Here is a 15,255-nt window from a genome sequence, read left to right on the forward strand (position 1 = left end):
AAGTGACCCAAGTGAACTGAATCCAAAAGCCTCGGAGGCGATCCGGATCAAGCCCTAGGGAGCCAAGAAGATGAACCCTCTCACCAGCGTCCCGCAATCCCTTTTAGGCAGCTATGACGACCCGTACTGAATGAAGCCAGTCTCCCATTAGCCCGGCTGAAGGCCCGTCGCACAGCGCGGGCCCCAGACGGCGGAAGTCTGATGGCAGACAGCTGCCTCGGAGAGCGAACTTTGGCCAACTAGACGAAACCCTCAGGATTCTGGATCATCCGCCCCAGTTTACCCCCGATTTGGTCGCATTGCTTTTCCAAAGCCGTCATTTGCCCGGGTGTCAGGTAGCCATAAGCCTGCGCCCGGCCCAGCCAATGCCTGGTTTCCTGCAGTTCGCCGTCTGAGTCAGTGAGTTTGCTTACGAAATGGGCTGGATACCGTCGTTTGGCCCAGGCCTCGGCGAGGTTGGCCCCGATTGAGCGCGACGATCGACGTACCTGATCAGTCAGGGAGTAAAGTTCCTCCTTCGGAAAGGCCTTGGACAGCCTGAAGACCTCCAAATCGAGGCAACAAGCCTCGGCATAAACCTTCAGATCGCGAAACGAATTGATGCGTTCACTCATAAGATGACAGGGGTTGATCTCACGGCCCGCTGTCCCAACGCCCCACTTCCTAGCCAATAACCGCCGCCCGTCCACCCCCTTCTCACCCCCACCCTCCACCCTCTGTCGTCAGTCATCGGCAATCTGCCATCTGTCCTCAGTCATCCACCCTCCGTCTGCCCGGCGCCATCCGTCCTCTGCCATCCGTCTTCAGCCATCTGTCATCTGTCCTCCGGTCTCCGACCTCCGTCCTCCGCCCTCTGCCGTCCGCCGTCAGCCGTCCGCCGTCAGCCCTCGCCGCCCCCGGCGGCTACCGCCACTTGCCCCTTGTCACCTGCTTCCCTGCGGCCAATAACGGCGGCCTGATGTCCGACATCCTTTCCGAACTCGACTGGCGTGGCCTCTACGCTGACAGCACCGACCGCGACGCGCTGGCCAAGCGCCTGGCTGAGGGCCCGACCACGCTTTACGCGGGTTTCGACCCCACGGCTGACTCGCTCCACGTCGGCAACTTGGTACCCCTGCTGGCCCTCCGCCGGTTCCAGCGGGCCGGCCACCACCCCATTGCCCTGGCCGGTGGCGCCACCGGCATGGTCGGCGACCCCTCGGGCAAGTCCGACGAGCGCAACCTCCAGACCCCCGACCAGGTCGCCCACAACATCGCCGCCATCCGCGGCCAGCTGACCAAGTTCCTCGACTTCGACGCAGCCGCGAACCCCGCCCGCCTGGTCAACAACGGAGACTGGATCGGCCCGATCAGCTTCCTCGAATTCCTGCGCGACACCGGCAAGTACATCACCGTGAACTCCATGGTGGCGAAGGATTCCGTCCGCTCCCGCATGGAGGACCGCGGCACCGGTATCAGCTTCACGGAGTTCAGCTACATGCTGCTCCAAGGCTACGACTTCTTCCACCTGCGGAAGACCTACAATTGCGAACTCCAGGTCGGCGCCACCGACCAGTGGGGCAACATCACCGTCGGCACGGAGCTGACCCGCAAGAAACTCGGCGCCACGGTCTGGGGCCTCGTCTTCCCGCTCCTCACCAAGTCCGACGGCTCGAAGTACGGCAAGACCGCCACGGGGACCGTCTGGCTCGACCCGAAGAAGACCAGTCCCTACCGCTTCTACCAGTTCTTCGTGAACGCCGACGACGCCGACGTCGTGAAGCTCCTGAAGACCCTCACCTTCCTGAGCCGCGAGGAGATCACGGCCCTCGAAACCGAGCTGACGGCCAACCCCGGCGCCCGCGCCGCGCAGAAGGCCCTCGCCCGCGAGATGACGACCCTGGTCCATGGCCCCGAGGCCCTCGCTGCGGCCCTCAAGGCGAGCGAGATCCTCTTCGGCGGCTCCCTCGAAGGCGTGACCGAAGCCATCTTCAACGACGTCGTGGGCGAAGTCCCGACCAAGGACCTGGAAAAGGTCCGGCTAGAGGGCCCCGGCGCGGCCATCGCCGACCTGATCGTCCAATCCGGCCTGGAAGCCTCCAAGGGCGCCGCCCGCAAAGCCCTCGAAGCCGGCGGCATCTACCTGAACAACGTCCGCGTCCCCGACCATACGCGCACTGTCACCGTCGCCGATCTCTTGTTCGGAAAACACTTGCTCCTGCGGAAGGGAAAGCGGTCCTACGCCGTTCTCACGGTGAAGTGACGACCTCCTCTCTTGTCGCGCCATAGCCCTTGGCGAAGGCGGATCGGGAAATATCTCCTGCTCAGGAAAGGCAAACGCAGCTACGCCGTTCTCTCCGCCAGCTGACGGCGGAATAAGCAACAAGGATCAAGGGACAAGGTGCAGGTCGATGGCGTGGAGGGCTCAGCTCCAGCTGGGCCGTGCCTTAATGTGCAACCCACGCTCCGCGCAGGTTGAACGGGTAACCCTGCCTCCTTTTGCGCCTTTTGCGCTGCTTCGCGGCTAAACGGATCGATCCTGGCCGACTAAGGCAATTAGCCGCGAAAAACGCAAAAGGCGCAAAAAGCGCATCACCCTGTAGGAGCCTGTTCACAGGCGATGCCTTGGTCTGGTGCCCCCTGATTTGCCCGCAAATCACCCTGAGCAAGCAAAGCGCGTCGAACGGGCAACAACAAACAACCTACAACCGCGGCGAAGCCGCCCACAGCAGTTACCGTTTGCCATCATTCAACGCCGTCGGTCATCTTCCAAACAACCAACAACCAATGACTGACCACTCGCAGTCTTTGCTCCGCCGCTTTCGCTCCGACCCCAAGCAGCGTCTGCCCCTGCACCCGCTCGAGCGGGCTGTCCTGACCGTCGTCGCTCTGCACCTCTGCTTCCTCCCCTGGGCCCTCGGCGCGACAAATACCTGGTCCCAAATCACCAGCCTGTGCCTGAGCACCCTAGGCATCCTCCTCGCCCTGATCCCCCGGACCTACGCGCCCGGCGAATGGCCCGGACAACCCCTGATTTCCGGAGGAAATCACCCTGAGCAAGCGCAGCGCGTCGAACGGGCTAACAACCAACAACAAACAACCAACAACCGCCGCAACAGCGGCGCCATCCGCGTTTCGGCGCTGCCCCGTCTGCTCAAGTTTCCATTGTTCTGGATCGGCCTCGCCCTCCTCGCCTATATCGCCCTCCAAGGCTACAACCCCTCCTGGGTTTGGGAACGCAACGAGTCCACTTGGTGGCTTCGCCGGGTTAACGACATCCCCTGGCTCCCCACCTCGATCGACACCCCCTTCGAGCGCTTCAACCTCTGGCGCCAGGCCATCATTTACGCCTCCACGTGGCTCACCCTCTGCACCGTATGGGTGGGGTTCACCCGCCGGCGAACCATCGAGCTTCTGCTGCTGGTTTTAGTGGTCAATGCCACCATGCTAGCAATCACGGGATTCGGGTTCAGGATGCTTCACGCCCCAGAATTTCTGCTCTGGTTCGACGAGCGGATGCCAAACGTCATAACCTTTGCCAGTTTCATATACAAGAATCACGCTGGGGCCTGGCTGGCACTAATGACCGTGTTATTCGTGGTATTGGCGACAGACCGGCACTTGCGCAGCATGCAGAAGATGGATCGTTCGAGTCCCGCCGTTATATTCGTACTAGGCGCACTACTCCTGTTCTTTGCTGAAATCTTCACCTTGTCCCGAGGTGGCACAGTGCTCCTCGCTGCATATCTCATCATATCACTTTCGATATTCTTCGGCTACCGCCTGTTATCACGTTCAGAGTCGACCACCCACCCTGCTGTCCCATTCATGGTAACGCTCATGGTAGTGTTGGTAGTCGGCTACGGCGCGAGCCAACTCGATTTTCGTAGCGTGGAGCGACGTTTTAGCATGCTACTTCAGGATAAAATCACCGATGAATCTGTACTATCCCGCGAAAAATCCCACCTCGCGAACACTGATATGCTCGGAGACTACTGGCAGCGTGGCGTCGGCGCCGGCGGCTTCCGTTTCCTTTACCCGGAATACATCAAGAAGCACCCTGAAGTCTACCGGGGTGGTCGCAATTTCTGGGAACACGCCCACAACGACTGGCTGCAGATTCCGATCGAACTGGGCGCGCCAGGATCTGCACTATTGTTGTTGGGTGCAAGCTGGTGTTTGCTAGGGATGCTAAAGCGCCATGTGTGGCGAGATTTAGCCGCACTGCTGCTCGTGCTCGGCCTTGGTCAGACTCTACTGCACGCAACGTTCGATTTCCCGCTGCAGAATCCAGCCGTCTTGGTCACCTGGTGCGTCCTCGCGGTGCTCGTCCTGCGTCGACTGGAACTGGAAGGCGCGTAACTGTAGCTGGGGTCGCTGACCCCGGTGCATCTGGTTTTTCATCTGGGCTCCCGAGCTGTGGGCAGCCTGCTCGCAGGCGCGGTTGGGCGCGAGCAAGCTCGCTGACCCACGAGAATCCGGATTGGCCAACAACCCTTATTCCACCAAGCGATATTCCAGCGACAGGAAACGCCCCGACCCAAACTCCAGCCCCTCCGGCCAGGGGATCTCGATCTCACGTTTTTTGACACTCCCCTCGGGCATCGCAGCGAACGTGATTCGCAGTCCGTCTGGTGTGTTTTCAACCTTTGCCCCCTCCGGAGCCAGTATTCGGTTCGAAAAGGCTAGCATGCCACGCTCCTCTTCTGGGACCCGCGGGCGGCTGGCGATGAAGGCCAGGTTTGCGTCAACTTGCGCGGATAGGGCTGGGGGCAGCAGGGAGGCAATCTGCGAGGATTTCATGCCACCAATATCAGGAATGAAATCGGTCACAATGCGGGCAGGCGGAATCGCGGCATCATCCGGCGTGAAAACAACCTCCGCCGAATACCGTTCATATCCCATTGCCTGGACTATAAGGGTCATTTCAACCACCCGTCGTTCCAAAGGGGCTAGTGTGATCTTCTCATTTGCTAAATCCAGTTTGAGGCCGGGAGCCTGGGCTGCGTTAGCGGGTGACGGCTCCAGTCGCCCAGTCACCTGTTTATCGGAGTAATTGTACAACACTAACTGGCCTTGCCCGTAGCGACGCGCTCCGCCCGTCACTGCGCCATCCTGGGCTTCAAGTGCCGTGCCGAGTTTCAGCACCTGCGGACGACGAATTTCAAGGGTGAGCGGGAGCTGTCTGGGATAGAGAACGAAGACCAAGGAGGCTGGCTTGTTTTCCGCCAAGCGCCACGGCAGTTCCCCCCGGCAGTAAAACGCCGCGGTGAAGTTGTCGTGGGGCTCGAGGTAGTGCTGCCAGGCAGGCGTCACCAAACGCGTGGGATACACTTCGAAGAGATTTCCGCTTTGCATGCGGATCTGCACCATGGACTCTTCACTGCGCTCAGGACGTGAGGGCATGGCCGCTGGCTTGACAGTTGGTGGTGGTGAAGAAATCGCCGCTCCTGGCTCGGCTTCGGCAGTTATTCCCACCACGAAATGCCCATTGTACCGTTTAACTGGCTGTAAGCCCTTCCCCGGCAGGAAATCGATCACGACCGGCGAAGGCGTCGGCGCATTAACAGCCCATTCCTGGGATGTCCGTCGATTACCCGTATAAAGCCCACTCATCGCATCGCTCCTAACTCCTAACGCCGCGCTTCGGGGCGCGGCCATCCACCAAGCCAGCGCCGGCGTATATTCATTCCCCCCCTGAGCCGACCCAATTTTCTCCATCCATGCTTCGGCGCTGTTTACACCAAAATCTTCAACAGCGTATTCAATCCCACCCGCTGATTTGCGCGGCAAATCACCCTGAGCCGGCGCATCGCTTTGCCCGAGCTTGTCACTTGTTACTTGGACCTTGTTACTTGCGACGGCGCTCCCAGGCGCGACTGTCAGCCCGTACTCGTTCTGGTCGTATTCTAGAAAAGGAAGCAGGTAAAAAGCCATTGGCCCCTCAATGTTGAGCTTACTAATCTGAGTGCCGACGGACCTAAACCACCGCCACTGCCTCAACCGACCTTCCTTCGTATTACGCGCCTTTTTGTTGAGCATGCCGTAGCCGATTTCCGTCAAAAAAACGGAAAGGTGTTTTTTGCGGAGGGTGTTGGTTGCTGGTTGTTGAGTGCTGGGGGCTGAAACTAAAAGCCGGATTCTCTCCTCCGATAGCTGCCTCACGGCGGTCTCATGCTGACGGTACACGCCGGTAAAATCATCCGCGTACCCATAATAATGATAGTTGTAGCCGTCAGTGTAGGCGAAGCCGTCATTGGCGGCAAAGCGCTCGAGCCAGGGCCCCGGGGGCAGGCCGAGCGACCCCATGAGGACGAGGGGGACATTTGAGAAACCTGAAACTTGAGACCTGAAACCTGAAGTAGCTGGTGCGTGCAGGTCGGAATCCTGGCTGGAAAACTCAGGTTTCAGGTTTCCGGTTTCAGGTTTTGCCTTTGCCTCTTTGATTCCCTCCTTCAGCCCCAGCCAGTAGGTTTTCAGAAAAGCGGCATAACGCTCAGGCAATTCCGGCACGAATCCGAGATCCGGTTCATTGTCGACCTCCCAGGCATCCATGAGATCGCCGAACGCGACCCCGAGCTTTCTGCTATGCGTATAGCTCTCCCGGAGATCCTCCGGCAGGTATTTCGTTTTCCAATCCTTGACCGAAAGACGGAGCATCATGCAGGTGCGCCAGCCAGCCGCTCGGAGCTGATGAAGCGCGTGCCGCGTTTCATGTTCCTTGGACAAATCCACGCTCCGCAAACGCACCCACTCGCCTCGCGCCTCCGCGGCAAGCTCGGTTCGCGCAAAGCGAATGGCGTCCAGTCCGCTATCGATCCCTGGTCTTTTGCCTCGCAATTCGCCCGTCGACGGCAGTGTCTGGGGCAGGCAGAGCGCGCTCAAGAACACCCCAGCGAGTAAGCATCCTGCCCAAACTCCCTTCGTTGCATGTCTTTGTTCCAAAGTCTGGCGAGCGAACGGGTGAACCCGTAGCCTGCCAAGCGTAAATCGGACGGAGGCAGAAGGTCGATAGACGACATTAGTCCGGCCTCGTCGTTAGTCCTCAGCCATATGCTGTCCGTCCTCAGCCGTCCGTCGTCCGCGGACAAAACCTCATTCCCCTTAATCAGTATGCCGATTTAGGCGGAAACAAGATCTGCTGGATGGTCTTAACCGTGATCACCAGATCGATCCAGATAGACCAGTTGGCGATGTAGTCCAGGTCATGCTCGATGCGCTTCTCGAGCAGAGCCGGCTCGGTGATCTCACCCCGAAAACCTTTCGATTGGGCCAGACCGGTGATGCCAGGCTTCACGAAAAAGCGCGTGCGATAGGCACTGAGTTGTTTCGCGAAGAGTTCATCGTGCGCCGGCAAGTGCGGACGGGGGCCGACGGCACTCATGTTACCGATCAGCACATCCCAGAACTGGGGAAACTCATCCAGGCTGGTGCGCCGCAGGAAGCGCCCGAAAGGATAAATGCGCGCATCCCCTTTGCTGGCCTGCTGCGCCTCGGCCGACTCATCGCGCTTGGCCGCATACATGGAGCGTAATTTGTGCATCCGGAAAAGTTGATGACCATAGCCGGTGCGCTCCTGGACGTGGAACAGCGGCCCGGGTGCCTGCAAGCGCTGCATGAGCCAGACTAGCACGATCAGGGGCGGGAGGAAAAACATCACCACCGGAAGGGCAATCGCGATATCGAAGCTGCGCTTGAGGATCCGATTGAAGGGATCCTCCAACGGTTCTTCCTGTAATGTATAGAACTGGTGGCCTTCCTCATTCACGGTCACCAATGGGTGACGTAGTTGCTCCGCGAGGTTACTGTAGATGAGCAGCCGAGCCCCCTTGTTCTGACACGCCTCGATCACATACCGTCCCTCGGGTTGGTTGCGCGGGATCTCCAGCATGACCACCTGCCCAGCCCCGGTGTCCTCGATCCGTTGGCCGAGATCGGGAAGTTCGCCCAAAAACGGGGGCATGGTCGCAACGGCAGGCGCGCCATCGAGGCTCAGGAACCCAACCGGGTGTAGCCCGAGCACCTCTTTGGTCGCCAACCAACCCTTCAGGTGTTCAAGGCTGCCGAGGCGGCCGACGAAGAGTGTTGGCACCCGCCGGGCGTGCTCGAAGAACAGCCACGAGAGCATCCTGGGCAGGGTATGATTCAGAAAAATCAATGCGAGCCAGGCCACCACGAGATAGGTGCCCATGAAAAGGCGGCTCAGGCTCCGATCTTTGAAAGCGAACATGAAGGCGAAGACCACGAGCACGACCACGCCGATTTGGCGTGTCGCCAGCCAGGCTGCGTCCGCCCAGGTCAACCGGTGAAAACGTCCGACCAACTGCTGAACGAACCTGCCACTGAACATCATCCCGAGGGCCACGCACAGGTAGTACGGCATCAGGTTGATAGTGAGGGTTAGATCGATATACGGTAGGAACGGCAGAAGCGCGGCATAGCCCGCCATCAAGCCCAAAGCCATGCCCATAGTGGCCAGGATGTGGAGATTGATCAGACCCCGTAAACGTTGTACAAACATGAAGGATGTTTATCCAGAAAAAGCTCTACAAAACGCGCTTCGCCAATTTGTTCAATCGATTTCACCGGCGATATTGGCGTATTCCTTCTCGATCTGAGGAGCGGTGTGTTTGATTGAAAATTTCTTTTTCACAAAAGACCTCCCGGCCAACCCCATGGATCTACGTAATTCGGGATTTCGAATGAGCACCAGAATCTTCTCAGCCATCGCGTTGTCGTCGTCCGACGCCACCAGAAAACCACTGTGAGTGTCATCAACGACGTCCTCGATGCCCAAGACTCTGGTCGCAACGATCGGCCTCCCCAAAGCCTGCGCTTCGGCCACAAAGAAACCGAATGACTCAAACACCGCCGTGGAAACCGCAATAGAGCTCTCAGCAACAAAGCGCAAAGCGTCCGCCTTGCACATCCAGTCATGGATAAAGAATGTCTGATTTAAGTCCCACTTTTCAATTTCCCGTCGAATATCGTCCCCGAGAAAATCATCCAGACCTGCTCCTAGAATATGAAAGGTGGCCTCCGGTTGCTCCTCCCGCACCCGCCTTGCCACGCGTACAAGCATGTGCGGATTCTTTTGGTAAATCAACCGGGCGGCGCAGACAATACGTGTGCCTTGCGAACTGTCTGCTTCAGGTAAATTCAGCTTTTCAATTTCGCCTACATCTAAGCTGTTATAGAAATACTTCAGCGAGCGTGGTTGAAGAAAGAGATCTGTGCGCAGAGACCGCATTTCTGAATCCGAACTTGCCAACAGCAGCCCGGTCATCGGAGCCAGCAAGGACTCTATGCCAAGATAGATGAAACGCCTTATCCCCGTGGCCCCTAAATATGCCGAAGCATTCGGTGTATAGATGATCTGTTTTCGCCGAAACGGGCAGATTAGACGAACAAGAGCTCCCGCCTTAGAACTGTGCAAATGGATCACATCAGGCTTCAGCGCTTTGAGCAGCTTGCGCAAATGCAACGCGGTTCTCAAATCGTGCAGCGGATGTATTTCACGAACGATTTCCGCATGGATTACTCGAATTCCAGAGGCCTGACACCATTTGTACATGTCGCCGTGCCGCTCATTGCAGATAACAATTTGTTCGAAACGGGCAGAGGATATATGGCCTAGGATATTCTTAACATACACATCCAGCCCCCCGCCTCCTTTTGTGACGTGAACTATCCTGATTCGTCTACTTATCATTTTTAGGGTAATGCGATTGATATCACTTGATGCCCTTCGGCTGTCATTTGGCTATTAAATTACCAAAGATTCTACCTGCGCTTCGTTCAAGATCCGGAGAAACCTTTCTTGATGTGCCTGTACGCTGTAATACTGGCAGCAAATTGCGGCCTGACCAAGTTCCTCTTTGGTGAGTGGCCCCAACTGAAGTGCATGCTCGATTGCTGCCGCCAGTGCAGTTGGAGTCGGCTCTGAAAAATATGTCGCCAATGGGCCCACGAGTTCCTCCGCCACGGTTCCTGCGGCTGCAACCGCACGCTTCCCGGCACCAAGAGCCTCGATCAGTGGCAGCCCAAATCCCTCCATAGCCGACGGAACGACCACGACATCGCATGCTGCTAGTTCGTCTCTCCAGGACGCTGCATCAACGTAGCCCAATTCGCGTATTAAGCCCGCTTTTATCGCCTCAGCAGCCAGGGACTTGATGTTGTCGTCGTTGTTTGTCTTTGCACCACCGATTAGCGTTAAAATCACAGGCTTGGGATACGCTCGAGTTAGCAGATTGTGGGCCCCAAGCAACAATGGCACCCGTTTCCATTTCTTCCAAGTGCCCATATACAGCACCTTGGCCGGTCCTGGATCTGGAGTGCAGCCGCTGCGAAGTTTGCCCGCCACGATACGGACCGGGTTATGTAGCACATTGCCCGTCGAAGTCCCAAATAGCTGCTTAGCCACCATCTTGGTGAACCTTGAGATATACACTTTCCGGTCCACGAACAGGTGAGCTAGCAGTTGCATGATGGAGAAATACAACCAAGCCATTTTTGAGGACGCATACCGGGGATACTTTACCCAGATAAAATCGTGAACCCACAGTATGGTGCGCTCGGGCGCCATCAACGGAAAGGTCAGGTATGGCGATATAAACCGATACCCGAGTGATGCGTACCAACCAAAGAAAAGCTGTTCTCCCACTGAGAACAGCGATGGCGCCGCGATGATCTGCAGGGCTGGCCATCGCTCGCGGGCCCGAGCACAATCGTCCGGCAAGACCAGAATCATAACATGAGCCAGGTTGCTTGCGCTAGCTATCGCATCGAGATGAACACAGATCACCTCCCCTATCCCACCTTTTCTCCAGTGCCGGCCGTCGTATATCAGCTCACTCATTAAATAAACTAAGATAGGCCGCCTCGGCCGGCCCCGCGATGGTGTCTTGGAAACGCTTGCGGCGAGCCCGTACTCCCTGAATACCATCTCTTTTTGCCCGCGCTACGATCTCGTTTAGATCTGTCGATCCCAGATCAAACAACTGTCCTATGGCACGTGCCTGCTTGCAACCACGTTGGCCCGCCTTGGTTGCAACCACAAGCGCTCCATTCGCGAGCGCCTCGTACGTTTTAATGTTTACTCCAGATGAACGGAGAACCGGATTCACAACGACCGGGGCTAATTCTATAATATCGTTGAAGTTGTTGAAGTTGGGAATGAACAGACAATCTGGAAGTCGACTCCTCCAGTAGGCAATTGAGCGTTCGCTGGCCGCACCAAACACGCCTAGGCGCAGGTGGGGATAATTCCGCATTAGCTCCGCGCTCAGAAATCTGAGTCCCTCTACATTTATGGCGTTATCCAGCGACCCGACAAATGCGATGTCGCATTGATAACTCAACTTATCGATGTCCCCTGCCTTAGGTATAATCGGTGGCACCACAACCCGTTTGCCTGCCATCCACTGCTTCTCCCAGGCAATATCTTCCTCGCATATTTCAGCAGTTATATCGGCAACCTCTCGCGCCCACTTGTCCCAGCGGGAAAACTTTAATGCGTTTAACAGATTCACGGGGCTGAATCGCGACCCTAGCCATATCTGGATCTGGCGATGATGGGCCTCAATATTATGGGAGCGGTACACCAGGCGGGCGTTCAGAGCGCCCGCCAACGCATGCGCCAAATCAATCCCATGCAATCCGTCGCAAACCACAATCCGACGTGCCGCTGGAGATGATCCATCCTGGATTCGTGCCGCCAATTTACGCACATCGTCGATTGCCACTACCCTTACCGCGATAGGGCTGGGTTTTAGCACGTGGGCCAACGGCGCCTCCCATGCAGTCCGCTTCCGCATGAGGATCGTCGAATCACCGGAATAGGGCTTTTCGTGAGACCATTGCCACACTACCGGCACAGAACGCATGCCCGCACTGGATAAAAGGGCTAGCTTTGCTTTAGTCTCTACACCGCCTCCGGAAAGTCGCCAAGGCGACTCATGACAGATGGTGACAACTAGTGGGGCCAGCGATTTGTCACTCATTGTGGATGTAGTCCCTGGGGAAAATTGTGCTATGCGTTACAGTGCAGCTATCCATCGCAGCTCGTGGCATATTAGCCGTTAGACCCGGTCTTCTGAATCCAAAGGCTAGATGCCTGTGCGGCGCTGGGCAGCCCGACCTCCCGGATTTTATCGGGATGTGCCTGCATGAACCAGGCGTTCATAAAGCGAATCCGGTAGCTGTCGTTATTGGTCAGAAACGCCCGCACCAGATAAGCTTCGTTCCAGGCTCGTCCGTCCGCTAGCCACTCCGCGGAATATTCGAACGGCCACGGAATATCATGCACATGAATCCAAACGCCTTTCTGTACCAGCGGTAGAATCTCAAAAAGCAAGTAGTTCACATCGCTTCCGCATTTCGAGACATGCGAAGAATCAATAAATAGGATGTCGTTCTCTTCCAGTTTTTCGAACAGTGATCGATCCACCTCTTGAACAATTTGCGTATGGATGCGGGATCTTTTCCAATCCGACTCCCGCAAAAGCATTTTTAAACGTACCGGGTCCGGATCAACGAAGGTGAAATCAACTGCGAGTCCTGCTTCGGCTACCGCATCAAGCATCAAAGCCGAGGAATAGCCCGATCCGATCTCGATAATCCTTCGTGGCTTCAGCTTCGTGATGATCGCTTCACATACATAGGCATCTAATCCGCTATAAAATGAATTGTTTGGTTCAAATCGTTTTGCTGTTTCGGAACCATGCGAGCTGCCGTGAGTAAGTGCCTTCAATTCTTGCCATAGCGACTCATGACTGTCACTTGGGAGACGTAAATCCGTGAAGGTGCGATCGGCATTTTCACTCCGGGTGCACGCCGCGCGCTGGACATCCAACTCCGAGGGTATGGGCGAGTAATAATGTCCAGGCTTGGCAAATCGCAGGAATTTATCAGCCCGCACCTTTCGGGCATAATAGGCAACATATAGCATTTGGAGAATATGCCACAACGGCCGGCAGTATTTCTTGATGGTTCTCATTTCATAAAATCCGGAGTTCGGTAAATAGCTCTATCCTAGTTACTATCTTTTTGGCGAGAGACCGTCGTTTCACCAATACGGCTAGGTACTCAGCAGCCTCCGCGAGGGAGATATTCACTGACAGTATACCGGCAGTATATAGGCAGTAAGCGAAAGCCCGTTGAGTAACTTCGTCTAAATAGTTGCATCCCTCGGAGAAGATTCGCTGCGCTATTTGTGCGCGTGCCAACAGGAGGTCCTCCCGTCTGCTTGTAGTGGATTGCTTATCATGTCTCCGCCAACTCCCAAGCTTGCGGGCCACATAGTACACCTGGCATCGCTGAAGCATTCTCATCTGCCAAAGATAGTCACCGAATCCCCCCAGATCTTCAGGAAAAAAACCTGCTTTGTCGAATACGTCGCGCCGAATCAGCATCTGCGTTAGAGACATACTCGGCGTGCTTTGCCAAAGTCCGGCCCGAAACTCCCTTCTCGTATCAATCAATCCTGATGCGATGCGCCTGCGCGCAGAAAGGCGGCGGATAAACTCTATATCTAGTATTGAGCTTTCCCCAAACTCGTCGATTTGCCAAGGCTTGGAAGTTACTACTTCAATATTTTTAGATGCAGACTGATTCAGCATCTCCAAACAACGCGGATGCATAGTATCATCACTCGTGGCAATATAGATCCATTTCCCAGTGGATTCTAGAATGCACCGGTTCCAACCATCGTAAATTCCAAGCGGCGGTGATTGCAGTATTCGAACCCGCTTGTCGCGCTTGGCGTATTTAGTGAGCTCCTCAAAGCTGCCATCGTTTGAATACCCATCGTTGATGATGACTTCATAATTCCCAAAGGTCTGCGCCGATATACTATTGATTCTCTCTTCAATATATTCGCCCGCGTTTAGGTTTGGTAGACAAACCGTAATATGCGGACTCATTTCCTGATTAGCCTGAACATACCGGTCTTGCTTGCCTCGCGATTCGATACATCGCGCGCCCTTCTACGCTGCCCGCTTCTTCCCTTTAGCGTACCGGCAATCATACATAGTATTGGCACCATCACATAACCAGTCGCCACTACTGATTCGATTAAACAATATAGCAGAATCCCCCATATGGCGGCCGCGCAGGCTATCTCGATTGGTTCAATTGTTTCAAAAGTCGATCTAACGGCGCTTAGCCCGAAACTGGTCGCAACAACTAACGTGAGTAGCCCGAAAGGGACCCCTACTTCCGATGCCAAGGATAAATAGGCATTGTGAGACGAATAGCCTTTGACGTCAAAATCGGTCAGATACCCACTCCCCCAGAAGGTGTTCATTAGATCGACAGCATGCTCTGCCCAAATCTCGCTTCTTCCTGAAATGGTGCGATCCCCCATCTCGCGGTAGCTAAATCGTTCAATATAGTTACTGAGACCAAGCTGGTTCGATATTTTGTCGGACGTAAAAACGATGGTCGCGAGAATAGCTACGGCGAAAGCGCAGCCTACGAAAATCAATGATATGGATTTTCTCAAAGCGATCCCCCATGTTAGTGCTATAGCAACGGCGTACGCAACTAAACCACCGCGCGTACCCATGAAAACGCAAAGTGCGAAGTACCCTACTACGCAGGCAATGCCGATTGTGACGCCTATCCACTTTAGACAGCGCGCCCAGGCGGTATTAGCATAACCAGATAACCATGCACCAGCAATTACCCAAAGACCAAATATCAAAAATGGGGATGCTTGTAGAACCAATCCAGTGACAAATATCACTGATGTGGAGTCTAAATAATGAAACGTCATTCGCTCACCACCACCGACCCATCCGGCTACTTCAGGGACGTACGTTCGGGCAAAGCCAGTAAATGATTTATAAGCAGTATAAAGGTTAAGCAACCCGACTGGCATAAAAATGAATGCCAAGTTATAGCCACGACTTTTCGACATGCTTAACCCAGCTAGGTACGCCACCAGGGGCACCAATAAAAGCTCTCTTATCGCCATCAAAGATGTCCGCCAATCTGATTGAGCGGATATGATATGAAAAGCCAACGAAGCTAAACCAAAGAAAGATACAATATACACTGCCTTGAGTTCATATTTCTGTATGTTTCCGATCACCAATAATCCTGCGCCTATGAAGAGCGAACCATGCGCAAGTGCTCTGAGCATCGGAATCCCTGAGTTGACAGGTATCGTCACCAGGCACAGCGCCAATGCTATCAATGCATAGGAGACAAGATATCGCAGTTTCCACGAAACGGTAGACCTTGAATCGAAAGCCGAATTCATGTTTGTGT

General features: G+C 55.5%; 11 protein-coding genes. 2 read left to right on the forward strand and 9 right to left on the reverse strand.

What is annotated here, in order from left to right; all coding sequences use genetic code 11:
• Nucleotides 1-239: 239 nt before the first annotated feature.
• A complete protein-coding gene (locus Verru16B_RS14695; protein WP_069962985.1) occupies nucleotides 240-614 on the reverse strand; it encodes a four helix bundle protein in 375 nt (124 codons plus the stop codon).
• A gap of 344 nt (nucleotides 615-958) precedes the next feature.
• Between Verru16B_RS14695 and tyrS the strand changes: the two genes are divergently transcribed.
• Together tyrS and Verru16B_RS14705 are read left to right on the forward strand one after the other, a co-directional pair.
• On the forward strand, nucleotides 959-2,242 hold the full coding sequence (tyrS, locus tag Verru16B_RS14700) for a tyrosine--tRNA ligase (RefSeq protein ID WP_069962986.1): 1,284 nt from the start codon (nucleotides 959-961) through the stop codon (nucleotides 2,240-2,242).
• A gap of 236 nt (nucleotides 2,243-2,478) precedes the next feature.
• A complete protein-coding gene (locus tag Verru16B_RS14705) occupies nucleotides 2,479-4,341 on the forward strand; it encodes an O-antigen ligase family protein (RefSeq protein ID WP_157772428.1) in 1,863 nt (620 codons plus the stop codon).
• Nucleotides 4,342-4,476: 135 nt separating this feature from the next.
• On the opposite strand, the gene Verru16B_RS14710 is transcribed toward Verru16B_RS14705, so the two are convergent.
• The 8 genes from Verru16B_RS14710 to Verru16B_RS18365 all read right to left on the reverse strand — a co-directional run bounded on the left by Verru16B_RS14710 (nucleotide 4,477) and on the right by Verru16B_RS18365 (nucleotide 15,247).
• Nucleotides 4,477-6,864, reverse strand: a complete 2,388-nt coding sequence (locus tag Verru16B_RS14710) for a hypothetical protein (RefSeq protein WP_157772429.1) — start codon at nucleotides 6,862-6,864, stop codon at nucleotides 4,477-4,479.
• A 223-nt stretch (nucleotides 6,865-7,087) separates the two neighbouring features.
• Nucleotides 7,088-8,500: an exopolysaccharide biosynthesis polyprenyl glycosylphosphotransferase gene (locus Verru16B_RS14715; protein WP_069962989.1), complete on the reverse strand. Its 1,413-nt coding sequence runs from the start codon at nucleotides 8,498-8,500 to the stop codon at nucleotides 7,088-7,090.
• 51 nt (nucleotides 8,501-8,551) lie between these two features.
• Nucleotides 8,552-9,691, reverse strand: coding sequence for a glycosyltransferase (locus tag Verru16B_RS17945; protein WP_083270377.1), 1,140 nt, complete (start codon nucleotides 9,689-9,691; stop codon nucleotides 8,552-8,554).
• Between the two features lie 54 nt (nucleotides 9,692-9,745).
• On the reverse strand, nucleotides 9,746-10,732 hold the full coding sequence (locus tag Verru16B_RS14730) for a glycosyltransferase family 4 protein (protein ID WP_157772430.1): 987 nt from the start codon (nucleotides 10,730-10,732) through the stop codon (nucleotides 9,746-9,748).
• A gap of 100 nt (nucleotides 10,733-10,832) precedes the next feature.
• Entirely contained in the window at nucleotides 10,833-11,867 is a 1,035-nt protein-coding gene (locus Verru16B_RS17950) for a glycosyltransferase (protein WP_157772431.1), read from the reverse strand.
• A gap of 188 nt (nucleotides 11,868-12,055) precedes the next feature.
• Nucleotides 12,056-12,979, reverse strand: coding sequence for a class I SAM-dependent methyltransferase (locus Verru16B_RS17955; RefSeq protein ID WP_083270380.1), 924 nt, complete (start codon nucleotides 12,977-12,979; stop codon nucleotides 12,056-12,058).
• Between the two features lies 1 nt (nucleotide 12,980).
• Nucleotides 12,981-13,904 (reverse strand): glycosyltransferase, encoded by a 924-nt coding sequence (locus Verru16B_RS17960; RefSeq protein ID WP_083270381.1) that lies wholly within the window; start codon nucleotides 13,902-13,904, stop codon nucleotides 12,981-12,983.
• On the reverse strand, nucleotides 13,901-15,247 hold the full coding sequence (locus tag Verru16B_RS18365) for an O-antigen ligase family protein (protein ID WP_157772432.1): 1,347 nt from the start codon (nucleotides 15,245-15,247) through the stop codon (nucleotides 13,901-13,903). The genes Verru16B_RS17960 and Verru16B_RS18365 overlap by 4 nt, the downstream gene beginning before the upstream one ends.
• Nucleotides 15,248-15,255 lie beyond the last annotated feature (8 nt).

Origin of the sequence: Lacunisphaera limnophila (assembly GCF_001746835.1) — a bacterium.
Lineage (GTDB): Bacteria > Verrucomicrobiota > Verrucomicrobiia > Opitutales > Opitutaceae > Lacunisphaera > Lacunisphaera limnophila.

Coding starts and splice junctions, on each gene's coding strand:
- Verru16B_RS14695 (WP_069962985.1), bottom strand. CDS start 614: ATGAGTGAACGCATCAATTCGTTTCGCGATCTGAAGGTTTATGCCGAG.
- tyrS (WP_069962986.1), top strand. CDS start 959: ATGTCCGACATCCTTTCCGAACTCGACTGGCGTGGCCTCTACGCTGAC.
- Verru16B_RS14715 (WP_069962989.1), bottom strand. CDS start 8,500: ATGTTTGTACAACGTTTACGGGGTCTGATCAATCTCCACATCCTGGCC.
- Verru16B_RS17945 (WP_083270377.1), bottom strand. CDS start 9,691: ATGATAAGTAGACGAATCAGGATAGTTCACGTCACAAAAGGAGGCGGG.
- Verru16B_RS14730 (WP_157772430.1), bottom strand. CDS start 10,732: ATGATTCTGGTCTTGCCGGACGATTGTGCTCGGGCCCGCGAGCGATGG.
- Verru16B_RS17950 (WP_157772431.1), bottom strand. CDS start 11,867: ATGCGTTCTGTGCCGGTAGTGTGGCAATGGTCTCACGAAAAGCCCTAT.
- Verru16B_RS17955 (WP_083270380.1), bottom strand. CDS start 12,979: ATGAGAACCATCAAGAAATACTGCCGGCCGTTGTGGCATATTCTCCAA.
- Verru16B_RS17960 (WP_083270381.1), bottom strand. CDS start 13,904: ATGAGTCCGCATATTACGGTTTGTCTACCAAACCTAAACGCGGGCGAA.
- Verru16B_RS18365 (WP_157772432.1), bottom strand. CDS start 15,247: ATGAATTCGGCTTTCGATTCAAGGTCTACCGTTTCGTGGAAACTGCGA.